This is a genomic window from Leifsonia sp. LS1, from assembly GCF_020521355.1.
Lineage (GTDB): Bacteria > Actinomycetota > Actinomycetes > Actinomycetales > Microbacteriaceae > Leifsonia.
In genome coordinates, this window is record NZ_BPER01000001.1 from 52,358 (window position 1) to 72,719 (window position 20,362).

Here is a 20,362-nt window from a genome sequence, read left to right on the forward strand (position 1 = left end):
TCATCGTGCACGCGCTGAGTCGAGCCGACGATAGAGATCGTACGTCCCTTCCCAATCCATGTGCTCGGCCGTCTCCCGGTCGGCGACACGCGCGTCGCCGCTCCATAAGCCCTGGTCCGACTGAACGACGGTGGGGGCGCCCTCCGGCACACGCCGCCAGTCGCGGTGATCGTGAACGAGCCAGATGCTGTCGGATCCGAAGTGGCTGCGCAGAGCGACCAGAAGGTAGCGCTCGGCGATGGTGGCGCGTCGGAGGAGGACGAGTGCAACGGTATGTCCGGCGGTGAGCGCGCACACGCAGTGACGACGCACGAGAGCCTCTGGAACGTTCGGGCCGGCGACGAGCACAAGTGTGGCCTGCGCCGCCGAGGAGCGTCGTGTCGCCTTCGCGGACGACACGGGCGGTCCGGTGATGAGCATGGTCGTCTCCTCTGATCGCATCGGTTCACCGGTGGACTGCGCCGGCGGGTGGCCGTGACTGTTCCGCGGTCGGTGTCGCGCGGACGAGCGTTCCGCTTGCGAGGCGGGCAGCCTCCTCGATGTGGTCGAGGGCGGCGATCACAGCGGTGTGGCCGGTGGCGTCCACGTATCGGCATGCCGCCTGGGCTTTCGGCCCCATCGACCCGGAAGGCAGCGTCAGCGACTCGAGCTCATCTGGAGTGATCTGGTGGATCAGCTCGCGTTCGGTGCCCGGATAGTCGCGGTACACGCCGGGAACATCGGTGGCGATGACGAAGCGATCCGCGGCGAGGTCGATCGCGACCCGGGCGGCGGTGAGGTCTTTGTCGATGACGGCGTCGACCGGGTGGGGGTGACCTCCCGGGCCGATGGCCAGCGGTATGCCGCCGCCGCCTGCCAGGATGACGACAGTTCCCCGCTCGGCGAGAAGCTCTGCGGCGTTCAAGCCGAGGATCTCTGCGGGCTCCGGGGACGGCACCACTCGCCGCCAGTCGTCCCCGTCGCGGTGGAACGTCCAGCCGAATCGGTCGGTGAGGCGCTCGGCCTCCGATTCGGCGCATACGGGGCCGACGAATTTCGTCGGGCTCCCGAAGGCGGGATCGTCCGCAGCGACGCGGGTGTGTGTGATCAACGCGGTCGCGGCGCATCCTTCGCCGGCGAGCGCGGCTTGGATCCACCCGCCGATGAGACCCTGCGTCTCGGCGACCATGTCGGAGAGCGGGTAGGGCGAGGCGAGAGTGCGGTCGGTCTGGTTCTCGGTGGCGAGGAGGCCGACTTGGGGGCCGTTCCCGTGCACGATGATCACCTGCCAGGAGTGGGCCATTCGGGCGATGGCGGGAGCGATCCGGCCGAGCCGCTCGACTTGGATACGCTCATCGGGGGGATCACCGCGGCGGAGGAGTGCGTTCCCGCCCAGGGCGAGCACGATCCTGGGCATCAGCCGATTCCCCGGACACGGCGGGCGGCGTCGACCAAGACCGCTTTGATGGTGTGCATACGGTTCTCCGCTTGGTCGAACACCAGGGACCGCGAGGAACGGAACACATCGTCGCTGACCTCCGCGCCGACGAGCTCGAATTCGTCTGCGATCCGGGCGCCGACCCGGGTACTGCCGTCGTGGATGCTGGGCAGGCAATGCAGGAACTTCGTCGCCGGATTGCCGGTGCCCTCCATCACGGCTCGATCCACCCGGTATGGGAGGAGCTGGTGCACGCGGTCGCCCCAGATTCCCTCTGGCTCGCCCATGCTCACCCATACGTCGGTGTAGATGAAATCGACCCCGGCCGTCGCCTCGCGCAGGTCCGTCGTGACAGTCGGCCGCCTGCCGCCGACCGCGTCGGCGCGCTCGTTCGCCTCCCGGAGGGTGTCGGCGTCGGGCCACAGTGGCTCGGGTGCGGCGATGCGTACATCGACGCCGAGTGATGCTCCGGACACGAGCAGGCTGGCAGCCACATTGTCGTTTCCGTCGCCCGCGAAGCAGACGCTGGATGCGGAGAGGGGGCGCAGGGAGTGCTCCCGAATCGTGAGCAGGTCGGCCAGCGCCTGCGTCGGATGCCAGCGGTCGGTCAGGGCGTTGAAGACGGGGACGGCAGCAGCGGCAGCGAGACTCTCCGCGCGGGACTGCTGATATCCACGGTAGGCGATGCCGTCGTACAGGCGGCTGAGGACCTGAGCGGTGTCAGCGACCGATTCGGTGTCGCCGAGATGGCTGGAGTGCGAATCGATGTACGTGCTGGTGCCGCCCTGCTGGTAGGCGGCGATCTCGAACGCGGATCGGGTTCGAGTGGATGGCTTCTCGAAGATGAGCGCGAAGGCCCGGCCGGACAACTCCTGCCTCTCGGTGCCCGACCGATGGTGCTGCTTGAGGTCCGCGGCCAGATCGAGCAGGCGGAGAATGCGGGCCGGGGTGAGGTCTGAGTCTTTGAGCAGGTGGGGGACGGTCGCCTGCGGTGTGATCGTCATGCGATCGCATCCCTCGCGATCGGGCAGCTCATGCACCGCGATCCGCCCCTGCCGCGGCCCAGTTCGCTGCCGGCCACAGTGATCACCTCGATGCCGTGCTTGCGAAGCATGGTGTTGGTGACCACATTCCGGTCGTAGCCGATGACGACACCGGGGGCGATGGCGAGGTAGTTGTTGGCATCGTCCCACTGCTCTCGCGCGGCGGCGGGCTCGTCCGCGTCCGCGGTCAGGATCCGCAACCGTTCCGCACCCATCACGTCGGCCAGAAGGGAGAAGAGCGGTCTCTCCGGCCCGACCTGCGTCGTGTCGGTGTCGGAGCCTGGGTGGAGTTCCCAGGCGCGAAGAGATCGCCGGTTCAGATACGGGTAGAGGACGAAGGTGTTCCGGTCGACGTTGGTCATCACCGTGTCCAGATGCATCATCGCGTGGGATCGCGGGAGGCGGACGGCCACCACGGAGCGCGCTTGCCCGGCGCTGAAGAGAGCAGTGGCGAGCTTCTCCACGGCGGCCGCGGTGGTGCGTTCTCCCATGCCGACCAGCACGACACCTTCGCCGAGGACATGGATGTCGCCGCCCTCGATCGTCGGTGCGTCGCCGAGTGCATGATCGTAGCGGAGGAAGGTCTGGCCGGCGAAGCGAGGGTGGAACTCATAGATCAGCCGGGCCAGCACGGTCTCTCCGCGACGAGCCGCTTTCGCCATGCTGCTGATGTTCACTCCGCCATAGATCCAGGCCGAGCTGTCCCGGGGGAACAGGATGTTCGGCAGCGGCGGCAGCAAGAACTCATCGGGGTCGGCTGACTGCCACATAAGGCTCGGATAGCTGCCGGTGATCTCCTGGCGGGTGATCCCACCGGCCAGGATGTCGGCGAGTTGCTCGGGATCCTGATCCTCCAGGATGCTGCGCACCGCGTCGGCGAGGACGGATCCGAGGGCGGACTCGGTGCAGGTCTGGTCGAGGACGGCGTTGCGAGCTGCCGGATCGGCCAGGGTCTCGACGAGGAGCCGGCGGAAGTGGATGACTTCGACGTCGTGCGCGGCCATCGCGTCGGCGAACGTCTCGTGCTCGGATCGGGCGCGGGCGGGCCAGAGGACATCGTCGAACAACAGTGAATCGTGGTTGCCGGGAGTGAGGCGGGCCAGCTCGACCCCTGGCCGGTGGACGATCACGGTGCGCAGCACACCGATCTCGGAGTGCACACCGAACGCGGTCGCGCCGACGGTTCGATCCATCGTCCGGGTCGTCTCGGTCATTCTGCTGCCTGCCGGTGTGCCGCGGCCGCATCCGGGGCGGGAGGGATGGCGGAAGCCGTGGATGCCGCACTGTCCACCTCGGACGGGGTGGCGAGCATGGCCTCCACCCCCGGGTCTCGATGTTGCGAGATGCGCAGCCAGATGTAGAGGGGGACGCCCAGCAGCAGGCAGAAGGCTCCGTAGTAGCAGGCTTGGGCACCCGCCCCGGCCAGCGCCCAGAAGGTGAACACCAAGGCGGCTATCGAGATGATGAGGTCCTTGGTCAGGGCTGCCGGGTGCACGTTTCCGCGTTGGGTGAGTAGCCAGTACACCTGCGCTCCGGCGGAGAACATGTAGGGCACCACCGACGTGAACACGGTCAGCAGTACGACCGTCGTGAACACCTGGCTGAAGCTGGTGTACGCGGTGATGGTCAGCAGAGACGCCAGGACGGTGGAGGCGATGATGCCGAAGGTGGGCATGTTGCGGGATTCGCGCAGGAAGACGCGGGGGAACATGCCGTCCTTCGCGGCGGCCTGAGGCATCTCGCCGACCACGAAGGTCCAACCGATCAAGCAGCCGAGGCCGGACACGACCGCGGCCACCGCGACGATCTGACCGGCCAGCTGGCCGCCGAAGATCGCATCGGCCGCGTCGCTGAACGGCGCGGAGGAAGCACGCAACGCCTTGTTGCCCACCGTCCCGAACACGGCGAGGGTGCCGAGGATGTAGACCAGCGCGCAGAGGATCGTGCCGTAGACGGTCGCACGGCTGACGTTCTTGCCAGGATTGCGCACCCGGCCGGCGGCCACGGACGCGGTCTCGATTCCGAGGAAGGCGAACAGAGCGATCGCACTGGCGCCGCCGAGGGCCGCCCACGCGTTGGTCCCGGAGGAGTTGAACGCTCCGAAGTTCGCGGGGTCGATGAAGAACAGCCCCACGATGGCGATGAACACCAGCGGGATGATCTTGAGGATGGTGAACACTGTCTGGGCGCCACCCATCGAGCGCAACCCGAGCAGGTTGATGACGACGGGGACCCACAGCCCGAGCAGGGCGATGACGATGGACCAGAGGACCGTGTGTCCGGTGTTGACGAACACTTCGACGTAGCCGACGAGCGCGACGACGATGGCGGCGTTGCCTGCCCAGGCGGTCACCCAGTAGGACCACGCGTTGAGGAACCCGGCGAAATCGCCGAAGCCGGCCCGCGCGTACAGGTAGGGACCACCGGAGCCCGGGATGCGTCGGGCCAGCCAGCCGAACACCACGGCCAATGCCAGGGACCCGACGCTCACCAGGACGAACGCGATCAGGCTGATCGGCCCGAATGCCGCCAGCGCGCTCGGCAACCCGAATACACCGGTTCCGATGACGGAGCCGACCACCAGCGCAGAAGCGCCGGTCAGCCCGAGGAGCTTCTTCGGCTGCGCCGCTGACGGAGCAACCGGAACATCGATCTGCTGTGTCATGGCAGCAGAATGGCCCCCGCGCAGATGCTGCGCAGGGGCCAAAGGTCCCGCTCGATTGCCGCGGCCGTGGAGCGCTTCGCACGGGACCGCCCTGTCGGGCTCTCGGCCCCGTCCCGTATGGCCGAACTACTCGACAGCGCTTCCGCGGATGCGGACCGCGGTCATGAGCGGGCGAGCGGTCGGGGCGAGACCAGGATCTTCACGTGGTTCTCGTTGTGGTGGATGAGCTGCTCGAACCCGCCGTCGACGAGGTCGTCGAGGCCGATTCGGCCGGTGATGAAGGGCGCCAGGTCGATCTTGCCGGCCCGTACGAGCTCGATCACCCGGGCGTGGTCGTGCGCGTAGGCGATGGTGCCGCGCAGGTCGATCTCCTTGAGGACAAGCTTCTGCATGTCGACGGTCGCGGGGTGTCCCCAGATGGAGACGTTGACCACCACGCCGGTCGGGCGTACGGCATCCAGAAGGGTGTCGAGTACGGCGTTCACGCTCGAGCACTCGAACGCCACGTCCGCCCCGACGCCGCCCGTGAGGTCGCGGACACGGTCGGCGACGCTGCCGTCGGACGGATCGAGGACGTGGTCGGCCACTCCCGTCTCGGCCGCTTTCGCCTTCCGTGCCGCGGAGAGTTCGGAGATGACGACCGTGAGTCCGTACGCCTTGCAGATCGCGGCCGTGAGCAGCCCGATCGGTCCGGCGCCGCCCACGAGCGCGACCTGCCCTGCTTTCGCGCCGGACCGCATGAACGCGTGATGCCCGACGGAGAGCGGCTCGATGAGCGCCGCCTCGTCCAGAGGCAGGTCGGGTCCGATCGGATGCACCCACCTCCGCTGGACGACGATGTGCTCGGAGAGGCCCCCGCCTCGTCCGGCGAGGCCGATGAAGTTCATGTCGGGCGTCAACTGGTACTCCGCGTCCCCGGTCACGGGCACGTCGTCATGGATGATGTAGGGCTCCACCACGACGTGGTCTCCGATCGCCAGGTCGGAGACCCCTTCTCCCAGAGCGGTGACCACGCCGGAGAACTCGTGACCGAGCGTGATGGGCGCGGCCTCCCCGGAGATCGGATGCGGATGCCCCGCCGGCGGGATGAAGATGGGCCCTTCCAGGTATTCGTGCAGGTCCGTCCCGCAGATCCCGCACCAGGCCACGTCGATCCCGACGGTGCCCGGCTCCAGCTTCTGCTCGGGAACGTCCTCGATCCGGATGTCCTTCTGGCCGTGCCAACGCGCTGCGCGCATGTTCGTTCTCCTGTGTCTACTCGTGTCGGTGTGGTGCTAGGCGAAGAGGCCGAGCGGCTTCTGATCGTGGTTGGCCAGGACGTTCTTGACCTGCTGGTAGTTGTGGAGCGTCTGCTGGTCGGTCTCGCGGCCGTAGCCCGACTCCTTGTAACCGCCGAACGCGGCCCCGGCCGGGTAGAGGTGGTAGGTGTTGACCCAGACCCGGCCGGCGCGGATGTCCTGGCTCGCCTCGTAGGTGAGGTCGCCATTGCGGCTCCAGACCGCTGACCCCAGGCCGTAGGCGGTGTCGTTGGCGATGGCGATCGCGTCGTCGTAGCCGGTGAACGGAGCGACGGTGAGCACGGGTCCGAAGATCTCCTCCTGGAAGACCCGCATCGTGTTGGTGCCCCGGAAGACGGTGGGCTGCACGTAGTACCCGCCCGCGAGGTCGCCGGAGAGGTCGGCACGGCTGCCGCCGGCGAGTACCTCGCAGCCTTCCTGCGGGCCCAGCTCCAGGTAGGCGCCGATCTTCTCGAGCTGCTCGGCGCTGTTCTGCGGGCCCATCTCGGTCCGGGTGTCCAGCGGGTCGCCGACCACGATGCGGTTCACGCGATCGAGCGCGTCCTCGAGGAAGCCGTTCGTCATGAGCGGCTGCTGGAGCAGTGCTCGGGAGGGGCACGAGCAGACTTCGCCCTTGTTGAGGGCGAACATCGTGAAGCCCTCGATCGCCTTGCGGTAGAAGTCGTCCTTCGCGGAGGCCACGTCCTCGAAGAAGACGTTCGGCGATTTCCCGCCGAGCTCCATCGTCGAGGGGATGATGTGCTTGATCGCGTACTGCATGATCTGGCGACCGGTCGCCGTCGACCCGGTGAACGCCACTTTCGCGATGTCGTCGTGCTCGACCAGGGCCTTGCCGAGTTCGGATCCGGAACCGTTCACGACGTTGATCACTCCGGCCGGCAGCAGATCGCCGATCAGGTCCATGACGTACACGATGGACACCGGTGTGGCGCTCGCGGGCTTGAGCACGACCGTGTCGCCCGCAGCGAGAGCCGGTGCGAGCTTCCATGCGGCCATGAGGAGGGGGAAGTTCCACGGGATGATCTGGGCGACGACCCCGATCGGCTCGTAGAAGTGGTACGAGACCAGGTCGCCGGACAGCTTCTTGATGTTGCCCTGCTGCGTGCGGATCGCGGCTGCGAAGTATCGGAAGTGATCGATCATCAGGGGGATGTCCGCGCCGAGGGTCTCGCGTACGGGCTTGCCGTTCTCGTACGACTCCAGCACCGCGATCTCCTCGAGGTGCTGTTCGAGTCGGTCGGCGATGCGGAGGAGGACCGCCGATCGCTCCCCCACGCTGGTACGGGCCCAGGCGGGGAACGCCTTGACGGCCGCGGCCACAGCGCGGTCGACGTCCTGAGCGGTCGAGCGGGCGTACTCCGCGAACGGCCTGCCCGTGACCGGCGTGAGGTCTTCGCCGTATTCGCCGCCTGCCGGAGCCACCCATTCGCCTCCGATGAAGTTGTCGTAGCGGTCGCGGAGCTTCACCAGGCTCCCCGGCAGCCCGGGCCGGGTGTAGACCGTTCCGACCTTCGCGAGCGGCGATTCGGTCTGCTGTTCAGCGGTGGTGGTCATGATGTTCCTTCCTGTCGTTGTTCCGCGCAGCGGTCAGGTCGTGACGTACTGTTTGACCGCCGTGATGATCTGGGTGAGACCCTGACGGGCGTCCGCGAAGAACATTCCGCTCTTGGGGTCGGTGAAGAGCTCGTTGGGGATCCCGGCGTAGCCGGGGGACATGCTGCGCTTGAGGACGACGATGGCCTTGGCGTGGTCGACGTCGAGGATGGGCATGCCGGAGACCGGGTTGCCCGGCCGGCGGGCCGCCGGGTTCGTGACATCGTTGGCGCCGACCACGAGTGCGACGTCGCAGGTATCGAAGGCGCGGTTCGCGTCATCGAGCTGGAGGAGGTCGTCGTAGGGGACATTGACCTCCGCGAGCAGGACGTTCATGTGGCCCGGCATACGACCCGCCACCGGGTGGATCGCGTACTTCACGTCGACGCCGTGCTGCTCCAGGAGGGATGCCAGCTCGGCGACGGCATGCTGGGCCTGAGCCGCGGCGAGCCCGTACCCCGGGACGATGATCACGTGTTGCGCGTACGCCAGCTGGATGGCGACGTCGTCAGCGCTGAGTGCGCGGACATCCTCCGTTTCGGTGGACGGCTGCGCGGAGGTCGCGGTGTCGGCAGCGGCGAAACCGCCGATGATGATGCTGGCGACCGATCGGTTCATCGCGGCGGCCATCTGCAGGGTGAGGATCGTTCCGGCCGCACCGACCAGTGCGCCCGCGATGATCATCGCGAGGTTGCCGATCACGAAGCCGGCCATGGCGACGGCGAGTCCGGTGAACGCGTTGAGCAGAGACACGACCACTGGCGCGTCCGCACCCCCGATGGGCAGCACCATCAGGACACCGAATCCGAGTGCCGCGACCAGGAGCAGGAGCACCGTGGTGACTCCGACAGGGAACAGGATCGTGGCAAGGGCGGCGACCACGGCGACGAGCGCGACGATGACGTTCACGGCCCGTGAGCCGGGGAAGCGGATGGACCGCGAGGCCACGATCCCTTGGAGCTTCCCGGCCGCGATCAGCGACCCGGAGAACGTGACCGAGCCGATGAGGATGTCGAGCACGATCGGGACCGAGAGGCTGAGGGCGATCGGATGGGCCGGTGATGCGTGGAGCAGGTCGGCGAGCGCGATCGCGGCCGCGGCCCCGCCTCCGACCGCGTTGAACAGGCTCACAAGCTGGGGGACGGACGTCATCTGCACACGCCGCGCGCCCAGGATGCCCGCGGCGCTGCCGACGACCGCTCCTGCGAGGAGGACGATCCAGCCGGCGAGCGATCCGTTCCGGCTGATCGCGTCGACCAGAGTGGCTGCGACCGCCAGGACCATCCCGCTTGCGGACATCAGATTGCCCCGGCGCGCCGTCGACGGCGTCCGCATCATGTGGAGGCCGACGACGAACCCGACCGCCGCGACCAGGTAGGCGACGCCGGTCGTGATCTGCAGGGCGCTCATCGCTTGTCGCCCTTCGCGGGCTGCGGGCGCGGCGCGCGGAACATCTGCAGCATCCGGTCGGTGAGCAGGTAACCGCCGACCACATTGGCCGCAGCGAATGCGGCGGCGATCGCCGCGAGGATGTATCCGACCGGAGTGTCCACGGCCGCCGCGGTCAGGACGGCTCCGCAGATCACGACTCCATGGATGGCGTTCGCACCCGACATCATCGGGGTGTGCAACGTCGAGGGGATCTTGCTGATCACTTCGAATCCGACCAGGAGTGCCAGGACGAAGACGGTGATGCCGGTGAAGAGTTCGCTGCTCATGAGTTCACGTCGACCTTCTTCGGACTTTCGTCCGATTCGCGCGTGGGCGAGGAGGGGTGGAGGAGGCCCGCCAGCTGCTCGTTGACGATGGCGCCGGCATGGCAGACCACAACGGTGCGATGCAGTTCGTCCGACGGATCGATCGCGATGCGGCCCGCTTCTGTCAGGGTGGCGATGAGCGCCTGGACGTTCTTGGCGTACATGCTGGACGCCGAGGTGGGAAGGCTCGCTGCGAGATTCCCGTCTCCGATGACGTGGACGCCGGAGGAGGTGATCGTCCGGCCTCCGTCGACCGACCCGGAGACATTCCCGCCTGCAGGCCCGGCGGCGAGATCGACGCACACCGAGCCGGGCCGCAGCCGGGCGATCGCAGTCGGGGGCACCAGCAGCGGCGGTTTGGCTCCCGGGACCTTCGCGGTCGTGATCACGACGTCCGACATACCGATCAACGCCGAGAGCTCCTCCTGCTGAGCGACGAGTTCGTCGACGGTCATCGCCCGTGCGTAGCCGCCCGATCCGGTGCCTTCGGCCACCGATGATGTCGCGAAGGTCGCTCCCACGGACTCGACCTCCTGCCTCGACTCCGGCCGGACGTCATAGCCTGTGACCACTGCACCGAGTCGACGCGCCGTGCTCAACGCCTGCAGTCCGGCGACCCCGGCGCCGATCACCAGCACCCGTGCGGGACGAGCGGTCCCAGCGGCCGTGATCATCATCGGGAAGAATCCCCCGAACCCCTCCGCGGCCACGATCGCCGCACGGTAGCCGGCCGCAGCGGCTTGCGAGGACAACGCGTCCATCGACTGGGCCCGGCTGAGGAGCCGCGGGACCAGTTCGAAAGCAGCGGCCGTGACACCGCGATCGCACAGTTCGCGGACCATCTCCAGGTGCTGCAACGGCTCGAGGAGTCCGATGAGGAGCTGACCGGACCGCAAGGCGGCGATCGTCTCGTCCGGTGGCCTGCGAACGGTGGCGACGATGTCCGCCGTGACGACGTCCTCCCGCGGGGCGATCCGGGCGCCGGCGTCGCTGTACTGCGAATCGGGGAACGCTGCTCCGGCTCCTGCTCCTGCTTCCACCGCGACCGCGAATCCCTTGCCCGTCAGGCTGGCTGCCACCTCCGGATCAAGGGCCACCCGTCGTTCGCCGGGAGACGTCTCGGCCAGAACACCGATCGTGAGCGATGGGCCCGCCTGGACGTCGTTCGATGTCATAGGACGAGTGTCGGCGACCCCGGGCCGGCCATCCCGGGACGAAGGTCCCGTCGAGTCGGAATCTGGTCGGGTTCTCAGAGGAACAGGACCTTCGACCCTGCACCTCGGGCGTGGGTTCCGATGATCATGCTCTGGTCGAGCGAATGCGGAGGGTGAGGGTCATGGGCCAGAGCAGCGATCTTCCGGAGTGGTCGGCGCAGGGACCCGTCATCGAGCTCGCCGAGGAACGCTGCTGGCATTTGGTGCAGGGCGTGGGGGTAGGAAGGCTCGGACTGAGTCACGACGACGTGCCGGAGATCTTCCCGGTCGACTACTTCACCGCAGGGCACAGCGTTCTCTTCCGCACCAGCGACGGCTCGAAACTCCGCCATCTCCTTCACAATGCGAGCGTCGTCTTCGAGGTCGACTCTCTGAACCCTCGGGATACGTGGAGCGTGTCCATGCACGGCGTCGCGCGCGTGAAGGACGACGACTACGAGAACCGCGACGCCGATGACGCACTGCCCGCGTGGAGCCCGGTGAAGACCTTTCGCTATGTCGAGCTGCAGCCGACGTCGATCACCGGGCGGTACTTCGAGCATCACGTCCGACCGGCGCGCATCGACGAGAACGGTCGGATCATCGCCAGCTGAGGAGGCTGAACAGTCCTGGTCTCGGATCCGGTGGCCCCCCGCACGCCTGCGACAATGAACGCATGCCCATCCTGAACAAGGACATGCAGGTCTGCATCTCGCTGGCCGCCCGTCCGAGCAATATCGGCACCCGGTTCCACAACTACCTCTACGACGAGCTGGGCCTCAACTTCATCTACAAGGCGTTCACGACGAGCGACCTGGAGGGCGCGGTGCGCGGGATCCGTGCGCTCGGCTTCCGCGGCTGCTCGGTCTCGATGCCGTTCAAGGAGGCGATCATCCCGCTGGTCGACAACCTGGAGCCGTCGGCGGTCGCCATCGAGTCGGTGAACACCGTCGTCAACGAGGACGGCCTCCTGACCGCCTCCAACACCGACTACGAAGCGGTCGCCCAGTTGCTCACCGAGCACGCGGTCGACCCGGCGCAGCGGGTACTGCTGCGCGGATCGGGCGGCATGGCCAAGGCGGTCGTCGCGGCGTTCCGCGGCGCCGGCTTCGACGACCTGACCGTCCTCGCCCGCAATGCGGAGGCGGGAACGGCGCTGGCCGAGCGCTACGACTACTCCTGGACCGCCGACGAGCCGGCCGCCGACTTCGATGTGATCGTCAACGTCACCCCGCTCGGGATGCGCGGCGACCACGAGACGGCGCTGGCCTTCGGCGAGGAGCACATCGAGCGCGCCTCGACGGTGTTCGACGTCGTGGCGTTCCCCTCCGAGACACCGCTCGTGCGGGCGGGACGCGCGGCCGGCAAGACCCTCATCACGGGTGCGGAAGTCATCGCCCTGCAGGCCGCGCGCCAGTTCGAGCGCTACACCGGCGTACGGCTCACGGCCGACCAGGTCGCGCGCGCCTCGGAGTTCTCGCGCGCCGAGTGACGGCGACGGTCGCCAAGACCGCCCCCAGACCGAGCAGGGTCCCCGCCACGATCAGCGCCGGTGCGACGTCGGCACCGGTGCTCGCCAGACGGTTCATGGCCTCGACCGCGGTCTGCTCGCCGCTCGCGGCGACGGACGTGTCACCGGCCGCGCCGCCGCCCGCACCCGCCCCCTCCGACGGGGTCGACGGCCCACCCGGCTGGACCGGGCCGCCGGGCTCGGTCGGCGCGAAGGCGATGCGCACCGTCTCGTTCATCGCCCGGTCCAGAGCGGCCACGCTGACGACCCCTCCCGCACGTGCGGCGGGCGCCGCGGCGGATGCGGTGGACACCGAGTACTCAGCGGATCCGTCGGCGTAGCGCACCGACTGCAGCCGGTCGTCGACGTAGACCGCGAAGGCCCTCGTGGCGCCTGGTGAGCCGTCCGTCCAGGTGATCCCGTTCGCGTCACCGGCCGTGACGACCGGAGCCTGGAGTCCCGGCTCCCGCTTCGACGGGTCGGCCGGCGGCAGCACGCGGTCGGTGAGGAGGTCGCCGAAGATGCGGTCGAGCGAGCCGTTCTTGGCCTCCATCGCCGTCAGGGCGGCACCGGTCAGCCCCGTGGTCGACCCCGGCACGATGTCGTTGTAGCCGTAGAAGACCTCGCCGGAGACGCTCGGGAGGGTCTGGTCGTAGAGCAGCTGGTTCGGGACCTCGTCGGGGTTGGCCCACGCGGCCTCCGTCGCCGAGCTCTGCAAGTGCTTGTAGTCCGCGTGCCCGATGTAGAGACGCACGTCCGTTCCGCTCACCGTGTCGTTCCACCAGCGCGCGATCTCGCCGTACGGGGCCGCCGCCTGATCGAAGCTCCAGTAGACCTGCGGGACGATGTAGTCCACGAGCTCGTCCTCCACCCACGCGCGCGTGTCGGCGAAGACGGAGCGGGAGTAGGTCGAGGACGACGACGCGGGAGTGTTCGAGCCGCGCGGATCGACGGAGGCGTGCTCCCAGATCCCGAACGGACTCACCCCGAACTGCACGGCCGTCCCGTGCTCGGCGTTCACCCGGTCGAGCACGTCGTGCACGCCGGAGACGAGCGCGGTGACGTTGTCGCGCCGCCACTGGGCGATTCCGTCGGCGGTGTCCGCATACCCTGCCGGGAGCCCGTACTCCTCGAACGTTGCACGGTCCTCCCCGGCGTCGCCGAAGTAGACGGTCGTGCGATACGGGTAGAAGTAGTCGTCGAAGTGGATGCCGTCGATGTCGTAGTTCGTGGCCAGCTCGGCCACGGTGTCGATCACGTGCTGGCGCACCGCCGGCTCACCCGGATTCAGGAAGAGCGTCCCGTTGAACATCAGCACCTGCTCCGGATGCTCGACCGCGTAGTTGCCGGCCGAGAGCAGGCCGGCCGCGGCGAGCGCCCGGACCGCGTCCGGCGCGCTCAGAGCCCGGGCCTCGTCCGCGCTCAGGCCGAGTGCGGCCAGGACGGCCGCGGAGGTGATCGACGTCGTCGTGACCCGGTAGGGGTTGAGCCAGGCGTGGTACTCCATCCCGCGCGCGTGCGTCTGCTCCACCATCCACGCGAGCGGGTCGTAGCCGGGATCGACGCCCTGTGTGCCACTGAGGAACTGCGACCACGGGTTGAGCGGGGACGGGTACCAGGCGTCCTGTGCCGGGCGCACCTGGAAGATCATCGCGTTGAGCCTCGCCTCGGAGAACCGGTCGAGGATGCGCGTGTACTGCGTGTGGAAGTCGGCCTCGCTGGTGGGTCTCGCGATGTTGAGGTTGCTGACGGTCGCGACCCAGGACGAGCGGAACTGGCGTTCGGGCTGCGCGTACTCGGTCGGGATCCGGACCTGCTGGTCCGACCCCGGGTAGAGCATCACGGGCTGCGCCGGGTCGTAGCCGTACCCGTCCGCCGTCCTCACCCACTTCGTCAGCGGCGTCGTGTCCGCGGCCGCGCCCGCCGACGCTCCCCCGATCGCACCGGCGCTCGCCACCGCGACGGCGAGCGCGACGGCACTCCAGCGTGAAACCGACTTCCTTGCTCTGGTCATTCGATGAAACTAACATTCACACGGGAGGAGGACAACACCGATCCGACACCGGCTCGCGCCTAGACTGGCCCCGTGTCCGATGACCTGCTCGCCCTGGAGAACCAGGTCTGCTTCGGCCTCGCCGTGGCGGCCCGCAGCGTGATCGCGCTGTATCGCCCGGTGCTCGAGCCGCTCTCGCTGACCCACCCGCAGTACCTCGTGATGCTGGCCCTCTGGGAACGGGAGCCGCGATCGGTGAAAGACCTCGGCGAGGCGCTCCAGCTGGAGCCCGCGACGCTCTCCCCTCTGCTGAAGCGGCTGGAGGCGACCGGGTACATCGAACGCAAGCGCAGCACCGCCGACGAGCGGGCCCTCGACGTGCGCCTGACCCCGGCGGGCCGGGCGCTGCGGGCCGAAGCGGAGAAGATCCCGCACCGCATCGTCGAGCGCCTCGGCCTGCCGGTCAGCGAGCTCGAGAGCCTGCGCGGCAGCCTGCACGGGATCATCGCCGCGGCCACGCGCGCGCCCTAGCGCCGGCGCGCGCGACGGTTCAGGCGGCGCCCTGCGCCTCCGGGCACACGAGACGCGTCGCGTCGCGCTGACCGCCCGGGCGCAGGACGGTGTGCTCCGTCATCGGCCGCCCGCACATCGGGCAGGGCGCGGCGGGCGAGCGGCGGTCGGGACCCTCGGGATGGCCGGCGCCGAGCTGCGCGGGGCCGGCGACGCGGATGAGCTTCTCGTTCCACCGCGCGTACCAGCGCGCAAAGCCTCCGGACATGTCTCCTCGATTCGTTAGGGCACTAACTAATAGTGTAGCGCGCTTGACCCTGCCCCCGGGGTCGGGGTTTACGCTGTGGGCGGAGGCTCCCATGCAGATCAGCGAGCTCGCCGGGCGAGCAGGCGTGACGGTGAAAGCCGTGCGGTACTACGAGCAGCTGGGCCTGGTCGCGCCCGACCGCCTCCCGAACGGCTACCGCGACTACGACGACGAGCAGCTGCGCGCGGTGCTCGAGATCCGCGACCTCGCCGAGACGGGCATCCCACCGGGCAAGGCGGCTCCGTTCATCGACTGCCTCGGCTCGGGACACGCTCGCAGCGACGAGTGCCCGGCCTCCGTCGCCGCCTACCGCGAGGGCATCGCGGAGCTGGACGCCGCGATCGCCGAGCTGGAGCGCCGACGCGCCCAGCTCGCGCACCGCCTCGCCGAACGCGACGAGAGCATCCCGTCACCCGCGCTCGGCTGCGGGTGCGACGTCAACCCCACGTGATCGACTGGAACTCGGCCCCCGCCGGCCCGATCGACAGGATGGAGCCCTGCACGTCGATGTCGCCCGGAGTCGTCGAGTAGATCTCGCCCGTCTCCCCGCTCGCGGCGACACGGTAGTCGGCGTGGAAGTCGGCGGACCCCTTCGTCGACGTGGTCACCGGCCAGCAGCCCGCGGTCAGGATGGTGCCCTGTGCGCAGTCGAAGTCCCACGCGGAGAAGGTGACGGCGGGCGCGGCGGTCATCTCCCAGCGGACATTGGTCCAGGTCTCGCCGTCGGGCTGACCGGAGTCGAGCCCGAACGAACACCCCTTCGGCTGCGGCCCTCCTGCCAGGCAGGCGTTCACCCAGGCGTTCGTGGCGGCCGTCGCCGCGTCGACCCCCGCCGGCGTCAGGGTGCTGGAGGCGCGCAGGTTCACGCCCTGCCCGAAACCGGTCACGGTCGCGTCGGCCCCGGCGATCGAGTACCAGGCGCCGGCGGCCGGAGCAGCGAGCGCGTATCGCCCGGGGAAGGCGAGGAGCTGGCGCACCTTGCCGTCCCAGTGCAGCTTCGCGCCGGCGATGGTCACGTCGACGGCGTCGTGCGTCCCGACGGCCACGGTGACCGTCGAGAGCGCCACGGGCTGGAGCTTCCACGCGTGCACGCCGAGCCAGCCGACGGGGCCGTCGTCGCCATGCGTCAGCGTGAAGGACACCGCCTCCTTCGCACCGCCGGCCACGGTCTGCGCATCCACGCGCACGCGGTCGGAGGCGACCGGGCGGACGCGTTCGATGCGGAACGACGACAGTTGCTGAGACACCTTCGCGTAGGCCGCGTCGGTCAGCAGCACCTGGGCGGGGTCGGCCTTCCTGCCCTCCAGCTTCATCGCCGCCTCGATCTGCCCGTGCTGCACGTGGGACAGGTAGCGCGAGACCAGGGCCTCCGGACGCGCGGCGTCGCGTGCCGTGAAGTACAGCACGAGCGTCGTCGCCCCCAGGCCGAGGACGAGCACCGTCCCGATCGCGATGACGGCGATCCACAGCGGCTTGCGTGACCTCATCGACGTCCCCCTCGCACTGGAGTCTCCTGCATCGGCGCGTGGCCGCCTCGGAGCTGAAGGAATCATACCGAGGGATGACCTGGTCCCGACCCCGGGAGGATGTCACGGCGCCCGCGCCCGGCTTGACTTGTCTCATCGGTCGGGCCGAGGGGGTCCGTCCGACTCAGGGGGACGCAGGGAGAGAATGATGACGACGCTGGACCACCGCATCACGGCGACCGCACCTGTCACACAGGTCGGAGCGCCGGTCCGCCGGGCACGAGGGGTGCTCACGGCGATCGCGGAGAACGCCTACCTCCGGCTGTTCGCGGTCCTCGTCGTCGTCGCGGCCGGCGCCGCGCTGCTCACCGTCGGGATCTGGCTCGCGATCGATCTGGTCGTGCCGCTGATCTTCGGCGACGAGCTCAGCGCGCTGGCCGCGCTCTTCCCGGGCATCAGCGGCTAGGGGTAGTCGCAGGCGGCCCGGCGTCCTAGGGTCGGCGCATGGGCCGCCTCCTCTTCTCCGCGATCGCGTCGCTCGACGGATACACCGCCGACGCCGAAGGAACGTTCGGCTGGGCGGCGCCCGACGAAGAAGTCCACGCGTTCATCAACGACCGCGAGCGCGAGACCGGGACCGCCCTCTACGGTCGGCGCATGTACGAGACGATGCGCGTCTGGCAGGAACTGCCCGGCCCGGACGATCCCCCCGTCATCGCCGACTACGCCCGGATCTGGCGCGACACCGACAAAGTCGTCTTCTCCTCCACCCTCGACGCGGTCACCACCCCGCGCACCCGGCTGGAGCCCGTCTTCGATCCGGTCGCCGTGCGCAGCCTGGTCGACGATTCCAGCGCCGACGTCTCGATCGGCGGCCCGACGCTCGCGGCGGCCGCCCTCCGCGCCGGACTCGTCGACGAAGTCTCGCTGTTCGTGGTGCCGGTCAGCGTCGGCGGTGGAACCCCGGCACTGCCCCGCGCGACGTTCCTGCGGCTCGACCTGGTGGAGGAGCGCACCTTCACCTCCTCCGTCGTGCTGCTGCGCTACAGGGTCAGCGGATCCGCACGGTGACGCTCGGCCGGTCGAGCGCGCGTTCGAGCTCGTCCAGCGTCACGCCGTGCTCGCCGAGGATGGCCACCGGGTAGAAGAAGGGGTCGAGCCCTGTCGGCCCTCCCGCATCCAGCGCGCCGTCGCGCTCGAAGGGCAGCGGATCGCCCGCGGTGCGCGCGACGAGGTCGCCGTCGTCCCCGAGTTCCAGCGAGACCGTCCTCACCGGGATGCCGCCCTCCAGGAACGACCAGCTCATCACGGGCAGGCGCACATCGATCATGGCGCGATAGACGTCGCGTCGCTCGCTGAGCTCGGCGGCCACGGCACCGACAGTCTCGGTCGCGCCCTGGAGCAGCATCCACCCGTTCATCGGGGAGGTGAGCACCAGCACACGACCGCCCTCGCCGAGGTGGGGGTTCTCGCTCCAGGAGAACTGGTCGTCGAGGACCTCTGCGGCGAGCTCGGCCACGACCGTTCTCGCGGGGACCGCCGGAAGGAGCACCCAGCTGCTCTGCCCGAGCAGGTCGAACAGGGCCTCGTTCGACCCCGGGATGCCGTCGACCACCCTCAGAGTCTACGGGCGGTCCCTCGTGTGAACACTGTGTGAACGATCGTTTCATCAGCAGGATTTTCATGAACGGAACGTTCATCGCGACCTATGCTGCTGAACGTGATCGACCGACGTTCTTCCCACAGGCCCGTGCTCGTCCTCGACTTCGACGGGACGGTGTGCGTCGGCGACGCACCCGTGTGGGCGTACGCGGAGGCCGTGATCGCCGGCATCCTCGATCGCGACGACTCCGCGGGCGGGCGGCTCGACTCCGACCTCCGCGCCCGGCTCGGAGCGTTCCTCGACGGCGAGCCGGGATCCCCCGCGTACGCCGACGGCTATGCCGCCGTGGCCCAGCTCGCCGCGGGCCACGCGGACGAGGAGCTGCTCCAGCGCGCCTACCAGCGCAGCCGCCGCGAGCTCGCCGACGGCCGGCTCGACGTCACTGCGCCCGACGGTCTCGCCACGTTCCTGGACGGGCTCGCCGGCTCGGTGGATCGGGTGCTCGTGACGAACGCCCCCCTCGGTGGCGTCGTCGAGACCCTGGCGGGGCTCGGCCTCGCCGACTCGATCGACCGGGTGCACGCCGAGGCGCGCAAGCCGGCGGGCTGGACGACGCTGCTGCCCGCCCTGCTGGACGGACGCGACCCGCGCTCGCTGCTCTCGGTCGGCGACATCTGGGGCAACGACCTCGCCGCCCCGGCCGCTGCGGGATGTGCGACCGCGCTCATCGACCGGTTCGGCCACCGTGCCGGGCCGGCGAACCTCGTGGCGGCGTCGTTCCCGGAGCTCTACCCGGGCATCGCGGCCTGGGTCGCCGACCCCGTCGCATTCGCCGACGCTCACCCCGTCGGGAGCACGATCTCGTCCACTCCCGCCTCCGCCTGACGACTTCTCCACCGATCCACCGCATCCGCATCGCACGACCCCACCACCCGCACAGAATGGGAACGCAATGAAACTCCGCAAGACCGCCGCCGCGAGCGCCACCGGCCTCGCGCTCCTCACCACCTTGGCTCTCAGCGGCTGCGGCGTGCAGCAGCAGACCGCCTCGGCCGAATCGTCCACCGCACCGGCCGCCGCGTGCACCGGCACCGCGGACGATTCGGCGTCCGACCCCACCCAGCTCACGCTCGCCCTCGTGCCGTCCGGTGACGCCAGCAAGCTCGTCGAGACGGTCAAGCCGCTCGAGGAGGCCCTCACCCAGCGTCTCGGCATCCCGGTCAAGGGCGTCATCACGCAGGACTACCAGGCCGCGGTCGAGGCGATCGGCAGCAACCAGGCCCAGATCGGCATGCTCCCCAGCCTCCAGATGAGCCAGGCGTGCGACAAGTACGGCGCCGTCCCGGCCCTGCAGACGCAGCGCAACGGCAAGAGCACGTACGCCGCCCAGTTCTTCACGAACGACCCCGACAAGTACTGCTCCGACAAGCCCGTCGCCGGCGCCAACGGCATGCTCTACTGCAACGGCACCGAGAAAGGCACCGGGCCCGCCGGACTCGACAGCATCACCAAGATCAAGGGCGCGACCGTCTCGCTCCTCCAGGCCGCCTCGCCGGCCGGCTACATCTTCCCGGTCGCGGCCATGAAGAAGGCCGGGCTCGACGTCGACAAGGACATCAAGACCGTCCAGGTCACGGCCAACGACGCCAGCGTCCTCGCGGTCTACAACGGCGACGCGGAGGTCGGCACCAGTTACTGGGACGCCCGCAGCGTCGTCGCGAAGGACACCCCGGACGTCGGCAAGAAGGTCGTCGTCTTCGCTCTGACCGACGAGATCCCGAACGACGGTGTCTCGATCACCGGCAAGATCAGCGCGAAGTGGCAGACCAAGATCGCCGACGCGATGAAGGACTACGCGAGCACGGAGGAGGGCGTGAAGGCGCTCACCGCGATCTACCAGATCACCGGCCTCGTCGACGCCGACCCGGCCAGCCTGAAGAAGACGCAGGACGCCGCCGCCAGCATCGGCCTCGGCTGATCCGACCCACCACCGCGGCCCCGTCGACG

General features: G+C 69.0%; 22 protein-coding genes. 8 read left to right on the forward strand and 14 right to left on the reverse strand.

From position 1 onward, the window contains the following. From LLS1_RS00295 to LLS1_RS00340, 10 genes are all read right to left on the reverse strand, one after another. Positions 1–420 (reverse strand): hypothetical protein, encoded by a 420-nt coding sequence (locus LLS1_RS00295; protein ID WP_226653104.1) that lies wholly within the window; start codon positions 418–420, stop codon positions 1–3. A 25-nt stretch (positions 421–445) separates the two neighbouring features. Next, on the reverse strand, positions 446–1,396 hold the full coding sequence (locus tag LLS1_RS00300; protein ID WP_226653105.1) for a carbamate kinase: 951 nt from the start codon (positions 1,394–1,396) through the stop codon (positions 446–448). Continuing rightward, on the reverse strand, positions 1,396–2,421 hold the full coding sequence (argF, locus tag LLS1_RS00305; protein WP_226653106.1) for an ornithine carbamoyltransferase: 1,026 nt from the start codon (positions 2,419–2,421) through the stop codon (positions 1,396–1,398). The genes LLS1_RS00300 and argF overlap by 1 nt, the downstream gene beginning before the upstream one ends. Next, positions 2,418–3,674 carry an arginine deiminase gene (locus LLS1_RS00310; RefSeq protein ID WP_308443757.1) on the reverse strand — a complete coding sequence of 419 codons (1,257 nt, stop codon included), beginning with the start codon at positions 3,672–3,674 and terminating at the stop codon, positions 2,418–2,420. Before LLS1_RS00310 ends, argF begins: the two co-directional genes overlap by 4 nt. Beyond that, complete coding sequence (locus LLS1_RS00315; RefSeq protein WP_226653108.1) at positions 3,671–5,125, reverse strand: amino acid permease; 1,455 nt, start codon at positions 5,123–5,125, stop codon at positions 3,671–3,673. Before LLS1_RS00315 ends, LLS1_RS00310 begins: the two co-directional genes overlap by 4 nt. Before the next feature lie 161 nt (positions 5,126–5,286). Further along, complete coding sequence (locus LLS1_RS00320; RefSeq protein WP_226653109.1) at positions 5,287–6,363, reverse strand: 2,3-butanediol dehydrogenase; 1,077 nt, start codon at positions 6,361–6,363, stop codon at positions 5,287–5,289. A gap of 36 nt (positions 6,364–6,399) precedes the next feature. Beyond that, positions 6,400–7,977 (reverse strand): aldehyde dehydrogenase family protein, encoded by a 1,578-nt coding sequence (locus tag LLS1_RS00325; protein ID WP_226653110.1) that lies wholly within the window; start codon positions 7,975–7,977, stop codon positions 6,400–6,402. Positions 7,978–8,010: 33 nt separating this feature from the next. Further along, the gene (locus LLS1_RS00330) at positions 8,011–9,426 is read right to left on the reverse strand and encodes an NAD(P)(+) transhydrogenase (Re/Si-specific) subunit beta (RefSeq protein ID WP_226653111.1); all 1,416 of its coding nucleotides are present in this window, start codon (positions 9,424–9,426) and stop codon (positions 8,011–8,013) included. Continuing rightward, the gene (locus LLS1_RS00335; RefSeq protein ID WP_226653112.1) at positions 9,423–9,734 is read right to left on the reverse strand and encodes an NAD(P) transhydrogenase subunit alpha; all 312 of its coding nucleotides are present in this window, start codon (positions 9,732–9,734) and stop codon (positions 9,423–9,425) included. The genes LLS1_RS00330 and LLS1_RS00335 overlap by 4 nt, the downstream gene beginning before the upstream one ends. Beyond that, on the reverse strand, positions 9,731–10,948 hold the full coding sequence (locus LLS1_RS00340) for an NAD(P) transhydrogenase subunit alpha (protein ID WP_226653113.1): 1,218 nt from the start codon (positions 10,946–10,948) through the stop codon (positions 9,731–9,733). The genes LLS1_RS00335 and LLS1_RS00340 overlap by 4 nt, the downstream gene beginning before the upstream one ends. A gap of 110 nt (positions 10,949–11,058) precedes the next feature. On the opposite strand from LLS1_RS00340, the gene LLS1_RS00345 reads away from it, so the two are divergent. Continuing rightward, a complete protein-coding gene (locus tag LLS1_RS00345) occupies positions 11,059–11,580 on the forward strand; it encodes a pyridoxamine 5'-phosphate oxidase family protein (protein ID WP_226653114.1) in 522 nt (173 codons plus the stop codon). 62 nt (positions 11,581–11,642) lie between these two features. Next, positions 11,643–12,458: a shikimate 5-dehydrogenase gene (locus LLS1_RS00350; protein ID WP_226653115.1), complete on the forward strand. Its 816-nt coding sequence runs from the start codon at positions 11,643–11,645 to the stop codon at positions 12,456–12,458. Here the strand turns inward: LLS1_RS00350 and LLS1_RS00355 are convergent. Beyond that, positions 12,409–14,490, reverse strand: coding sequence for a glycoside hydrolase family 10 protein (locus tag LLS1_RS00355; protein WP_226653116.1), 2,082 nt, complete (start codon positions 14,488–14,490; stop codon positions 12,409–12,411). The two genes, LLS1_RS00350 and LLS1_RS00355, sit on opposite strands and share 50 nt — an antisense overlap. Before the next feature lie 72 nt (positions 14,491–14,562). Here LLS1_RS00355 and LLS1_RS00360 point away from each other — a divergent pair, with 72 nt between their 5' ends. Beyond that, the gene (locus LLS1_RS00360; protein ID WP_223358801.1) at positions 14,563–15,000 is read left to right on the forward strand and encodes a MarR family winged helix-turn-helix transcriptional regulator; all 438 of its coding nucleotides are present in this window, start codon (positions 14,563–14,565) and stop codon (positions 14,998–15,000) included. Between the two features lie 19 nt (positions 15,001–15,019). Here LLS1_RS00360 and LLS1_RS00365 read toward each other — a convergent pair whose 3' ends face one another. Then, a complete protein-coding gene (locus LLS1_RS00365) occupies positions 15,020–15,247 on the reverse strand; it encodes a hypothetical protein (RefSeq protein ID WP_223358800.1) in 228 nt (75 codons plus the stop codon). Between the two features lie 91 nt (positions 15,248–15,338). Here LLS1_RS00365 and LLS1_RS00370 point away from each other — a divergent pair, with 91 nt between their 5' ends. Beyond that, entirely contained in the window at positions 15,339–15,737 is a 399-nt protein-coding gene (locus LLS1_RS00370; protein WP_226653117.1) for a MerR family DNA-binding transcriptional regulator, read from the forward strand. Here LLS1_RS00370 and LLS1_RS00375 read toward each other — a convergent pair. Continuing rightward, positions 15,724–16,773: a hypothetical protein gene (locus LLS1_RS00375; protein ID WP_223358798.1), complete on the reverse strand. Its 1,050-nt coding sequence runs from the start codon at positions 16,771–16,773 to the stop codon at positions 15,724–15,726. The two genes, LLS1_RS00370 and LLS1_RS00375, sit on opposite strands and share 14 nt — an antisense overlap. A gap of 187 nt (positions 16,774–16,960) precedes the next feature. Between LLS1_RS00375 and LLS1_RS00380 the strand changes: the two genes are divergently transcribed. Both LLS1_RS00380 and LLS1_RS00385 read left to right on the forward strand, forming a co-directional pair. After that, the gene (locus tag LLS1_RS00380; RefSeq protein WP_226653118.1) at positions 16,961–17,218 is read left to right on the forward strand and encodes a hypothetical protein; all 258 of its coding nucleotides are present in this window, start codon (positions 16,961–16,963) and stop codon (positions 17,216–17,218) included. Positions 17,219–17,256: 38 nt separating this feature from the next. Beyond that, a complete protein-coding gene (locus LLS1_RS00385) occupies positions 17,257–17,823 on the forward strand; it encodes a dihydrofolate reductase family protein (protein WP_226653119.1) in 567 nt (188 codons plus the stop codon). Here LLS1_RS00385 and LLS1_RS00390 read toward each other — a convergent pair. Further along, positions 17,804–18,367, reverse strand: coding sequence for a hypothetical protein (locus LLS1_RS00390; protein ID WP_223358795.1), 564 nt, complete (start codon positions 18,365–18,367; stop codon positions 17,804–17,806). The two genes, LLS1_RS00385 and LLS1_RS00390, sit on opposite strands and share 20 nt — an antisense overlap. 105 nt (positions 18,368–18,472) lie before the next feature. Between LLS1_RS00390 and LLS1_RS00395 the strand changes: the two genes are divergently transcribed. Next, on the forward strand, positions 18,473–19,240 hold the full coding sequence (locus LLS1_RS00395) for a hydrolase (RefSeq protein ID WP_226653120.1): 768 nt from the start codon (positions 18,473–18,475) through the stop codon (positions 19,238–19,240). 67 nt (positions 19,241–19,307) lie between these two features. Beyond that, positions 19,308–20,333, forward strand: coding sequence for a phosphate/phosphite/phosphonate ABC transporter substrate-binding protein (locus tag LLS1_RS00400; protein WP_223358793.1), 1,026 nt, complete (start codon positions 19,308–19,310; stop codon positions 20,331–20,333). Positions 20,334–20,362 lie beyond the last annotated feature (29 nt).

Bases quoted from the DNA above. Each gene is read 5' to 3' on its own strand.
- LLS1_RS00295 (WP_226653104.1), bottom strand. From the start codon at position 420: ATGCTCATCACCGGACCGCCCGTGTCGTCCGCGAAGGCGACACGACGC.
- LLS1_RS00300 (WP_226653105.1), bottom strand. From the start codon at position 1,396: ATGCCCAGGATCGTGCTCGCCCTGGGCGGGAACGCACTCCTCCGCCGC.
- argF (WP_226653106.1), bottom strand. From the start codon at position 2,421: ATGACGATCACACCGCAGGCGACCGTCCCCCACCTGCTCAAAGACTCA.
- LLS1_RS00310 (WP_308443757.1), bottom strand. From the start codon at position 3,674: ATGACCGAGACGACCCGGACGATGGATCGAACCGTCGGCGCGACCGCG.
- LLS1_RS00315 (WP_226653108.1), bottom strand. From the start codon at position 5,125: ATGACACAGCAGATCGATGTTCCGGTTGCTCCGTCAGCGGCGCAGCCG.
- LLS1_RS00320 (WP_226653109.1), bottom strand. From the start codon at position 6,363: ATGCGCGCAGCGCGTTGGCACGGCCAGAAGGACATCCGGATCGAGGAC.
- LLS1_RS00325 (WP_226653110.1), bottom strand. From the start codon at position 7,977: ATGACCACCACCGCTGAACAGCAGACCGAATCGCCGCTCGCGAAGGTC.
- LLS1_RS00330 (WP_226653111.1), bottom strand. From the start codon at position 9,426: ATGAGCGCCCTGCAGATCACGACCGGCGTCGCCTACCTGGTCGCGGCG.
- LLS1_RS00335 (WP_226653112.1), bottom strand. From the start codon at position 9,734: ATGAGCAGCGAACTCTTCACCGGCATCACCGTCTTCGTCCTGGCACTC.
- LLS1_RS00340 (WP_226653113.1), bottom strand. From the start codon at position 10,948: ATGACATCGAACGACGTCCAGGCGGGCCCATCGCTCACGATCGGTGTT.
- LLS1_RS00350 (WP_226653115.1), top strand. From the start codon at position 11,643: ATGCCCATCCTGAACAAGGACATGCAGGTCTGCATCTCGCTGGCCGCC.
- LLS1_RS00355 (WP_226653116.1), bottom strand. From the start codon at position 14,490: ATGACCAGAGCAAGGAAGTCGGTTTCACGCTGGAGTGCCGTCGCGCTC.
- LLS1_RS00365 (WP_223358800.1), bottom strand. From the start codon at position 15,247: ATGTCCGGAGGCTTTGCGCGCTGGTACGCGCGGTGGAACGAGAAGCTC.
- LLS1_RS00370 (WP_226653117.1), top strand. From the start codon at position 15,339: ATGCAGATCAGCGAGCTCGCCGGGCGAGCAGGCGTGACGGTGAAAGCC.
- LLS1_RS00375 (WP_223358798.1), bottom strand. From the start codon at position 16,773: ATGAGGTCACGCAAGCCGCTGTGGATCGCCGTCATCGCGATCGGGACG.
- LLS1_RS00380 (WP_226653118.1), top strand. From the start codon at position 16,961: ATGACGACGCTGGACCACCGCATCACGGCGACCGCACCTGTCACACAG.
- LLS1_RS00385 (WP_226653119.1), top strand. From the start codon at position 17,257: ATGGGCCGCCTCCTCTTCTCCGCGATCGCGTCGCTCGACGGATACACC.
- LLS1_RS00400 (WP_223358793.1), top strand. From the start codon at position 19,308: ATGAAACTCCGCAAGACCGCCGCCGCGAGCGCCACCGGCCTCGCGCTC.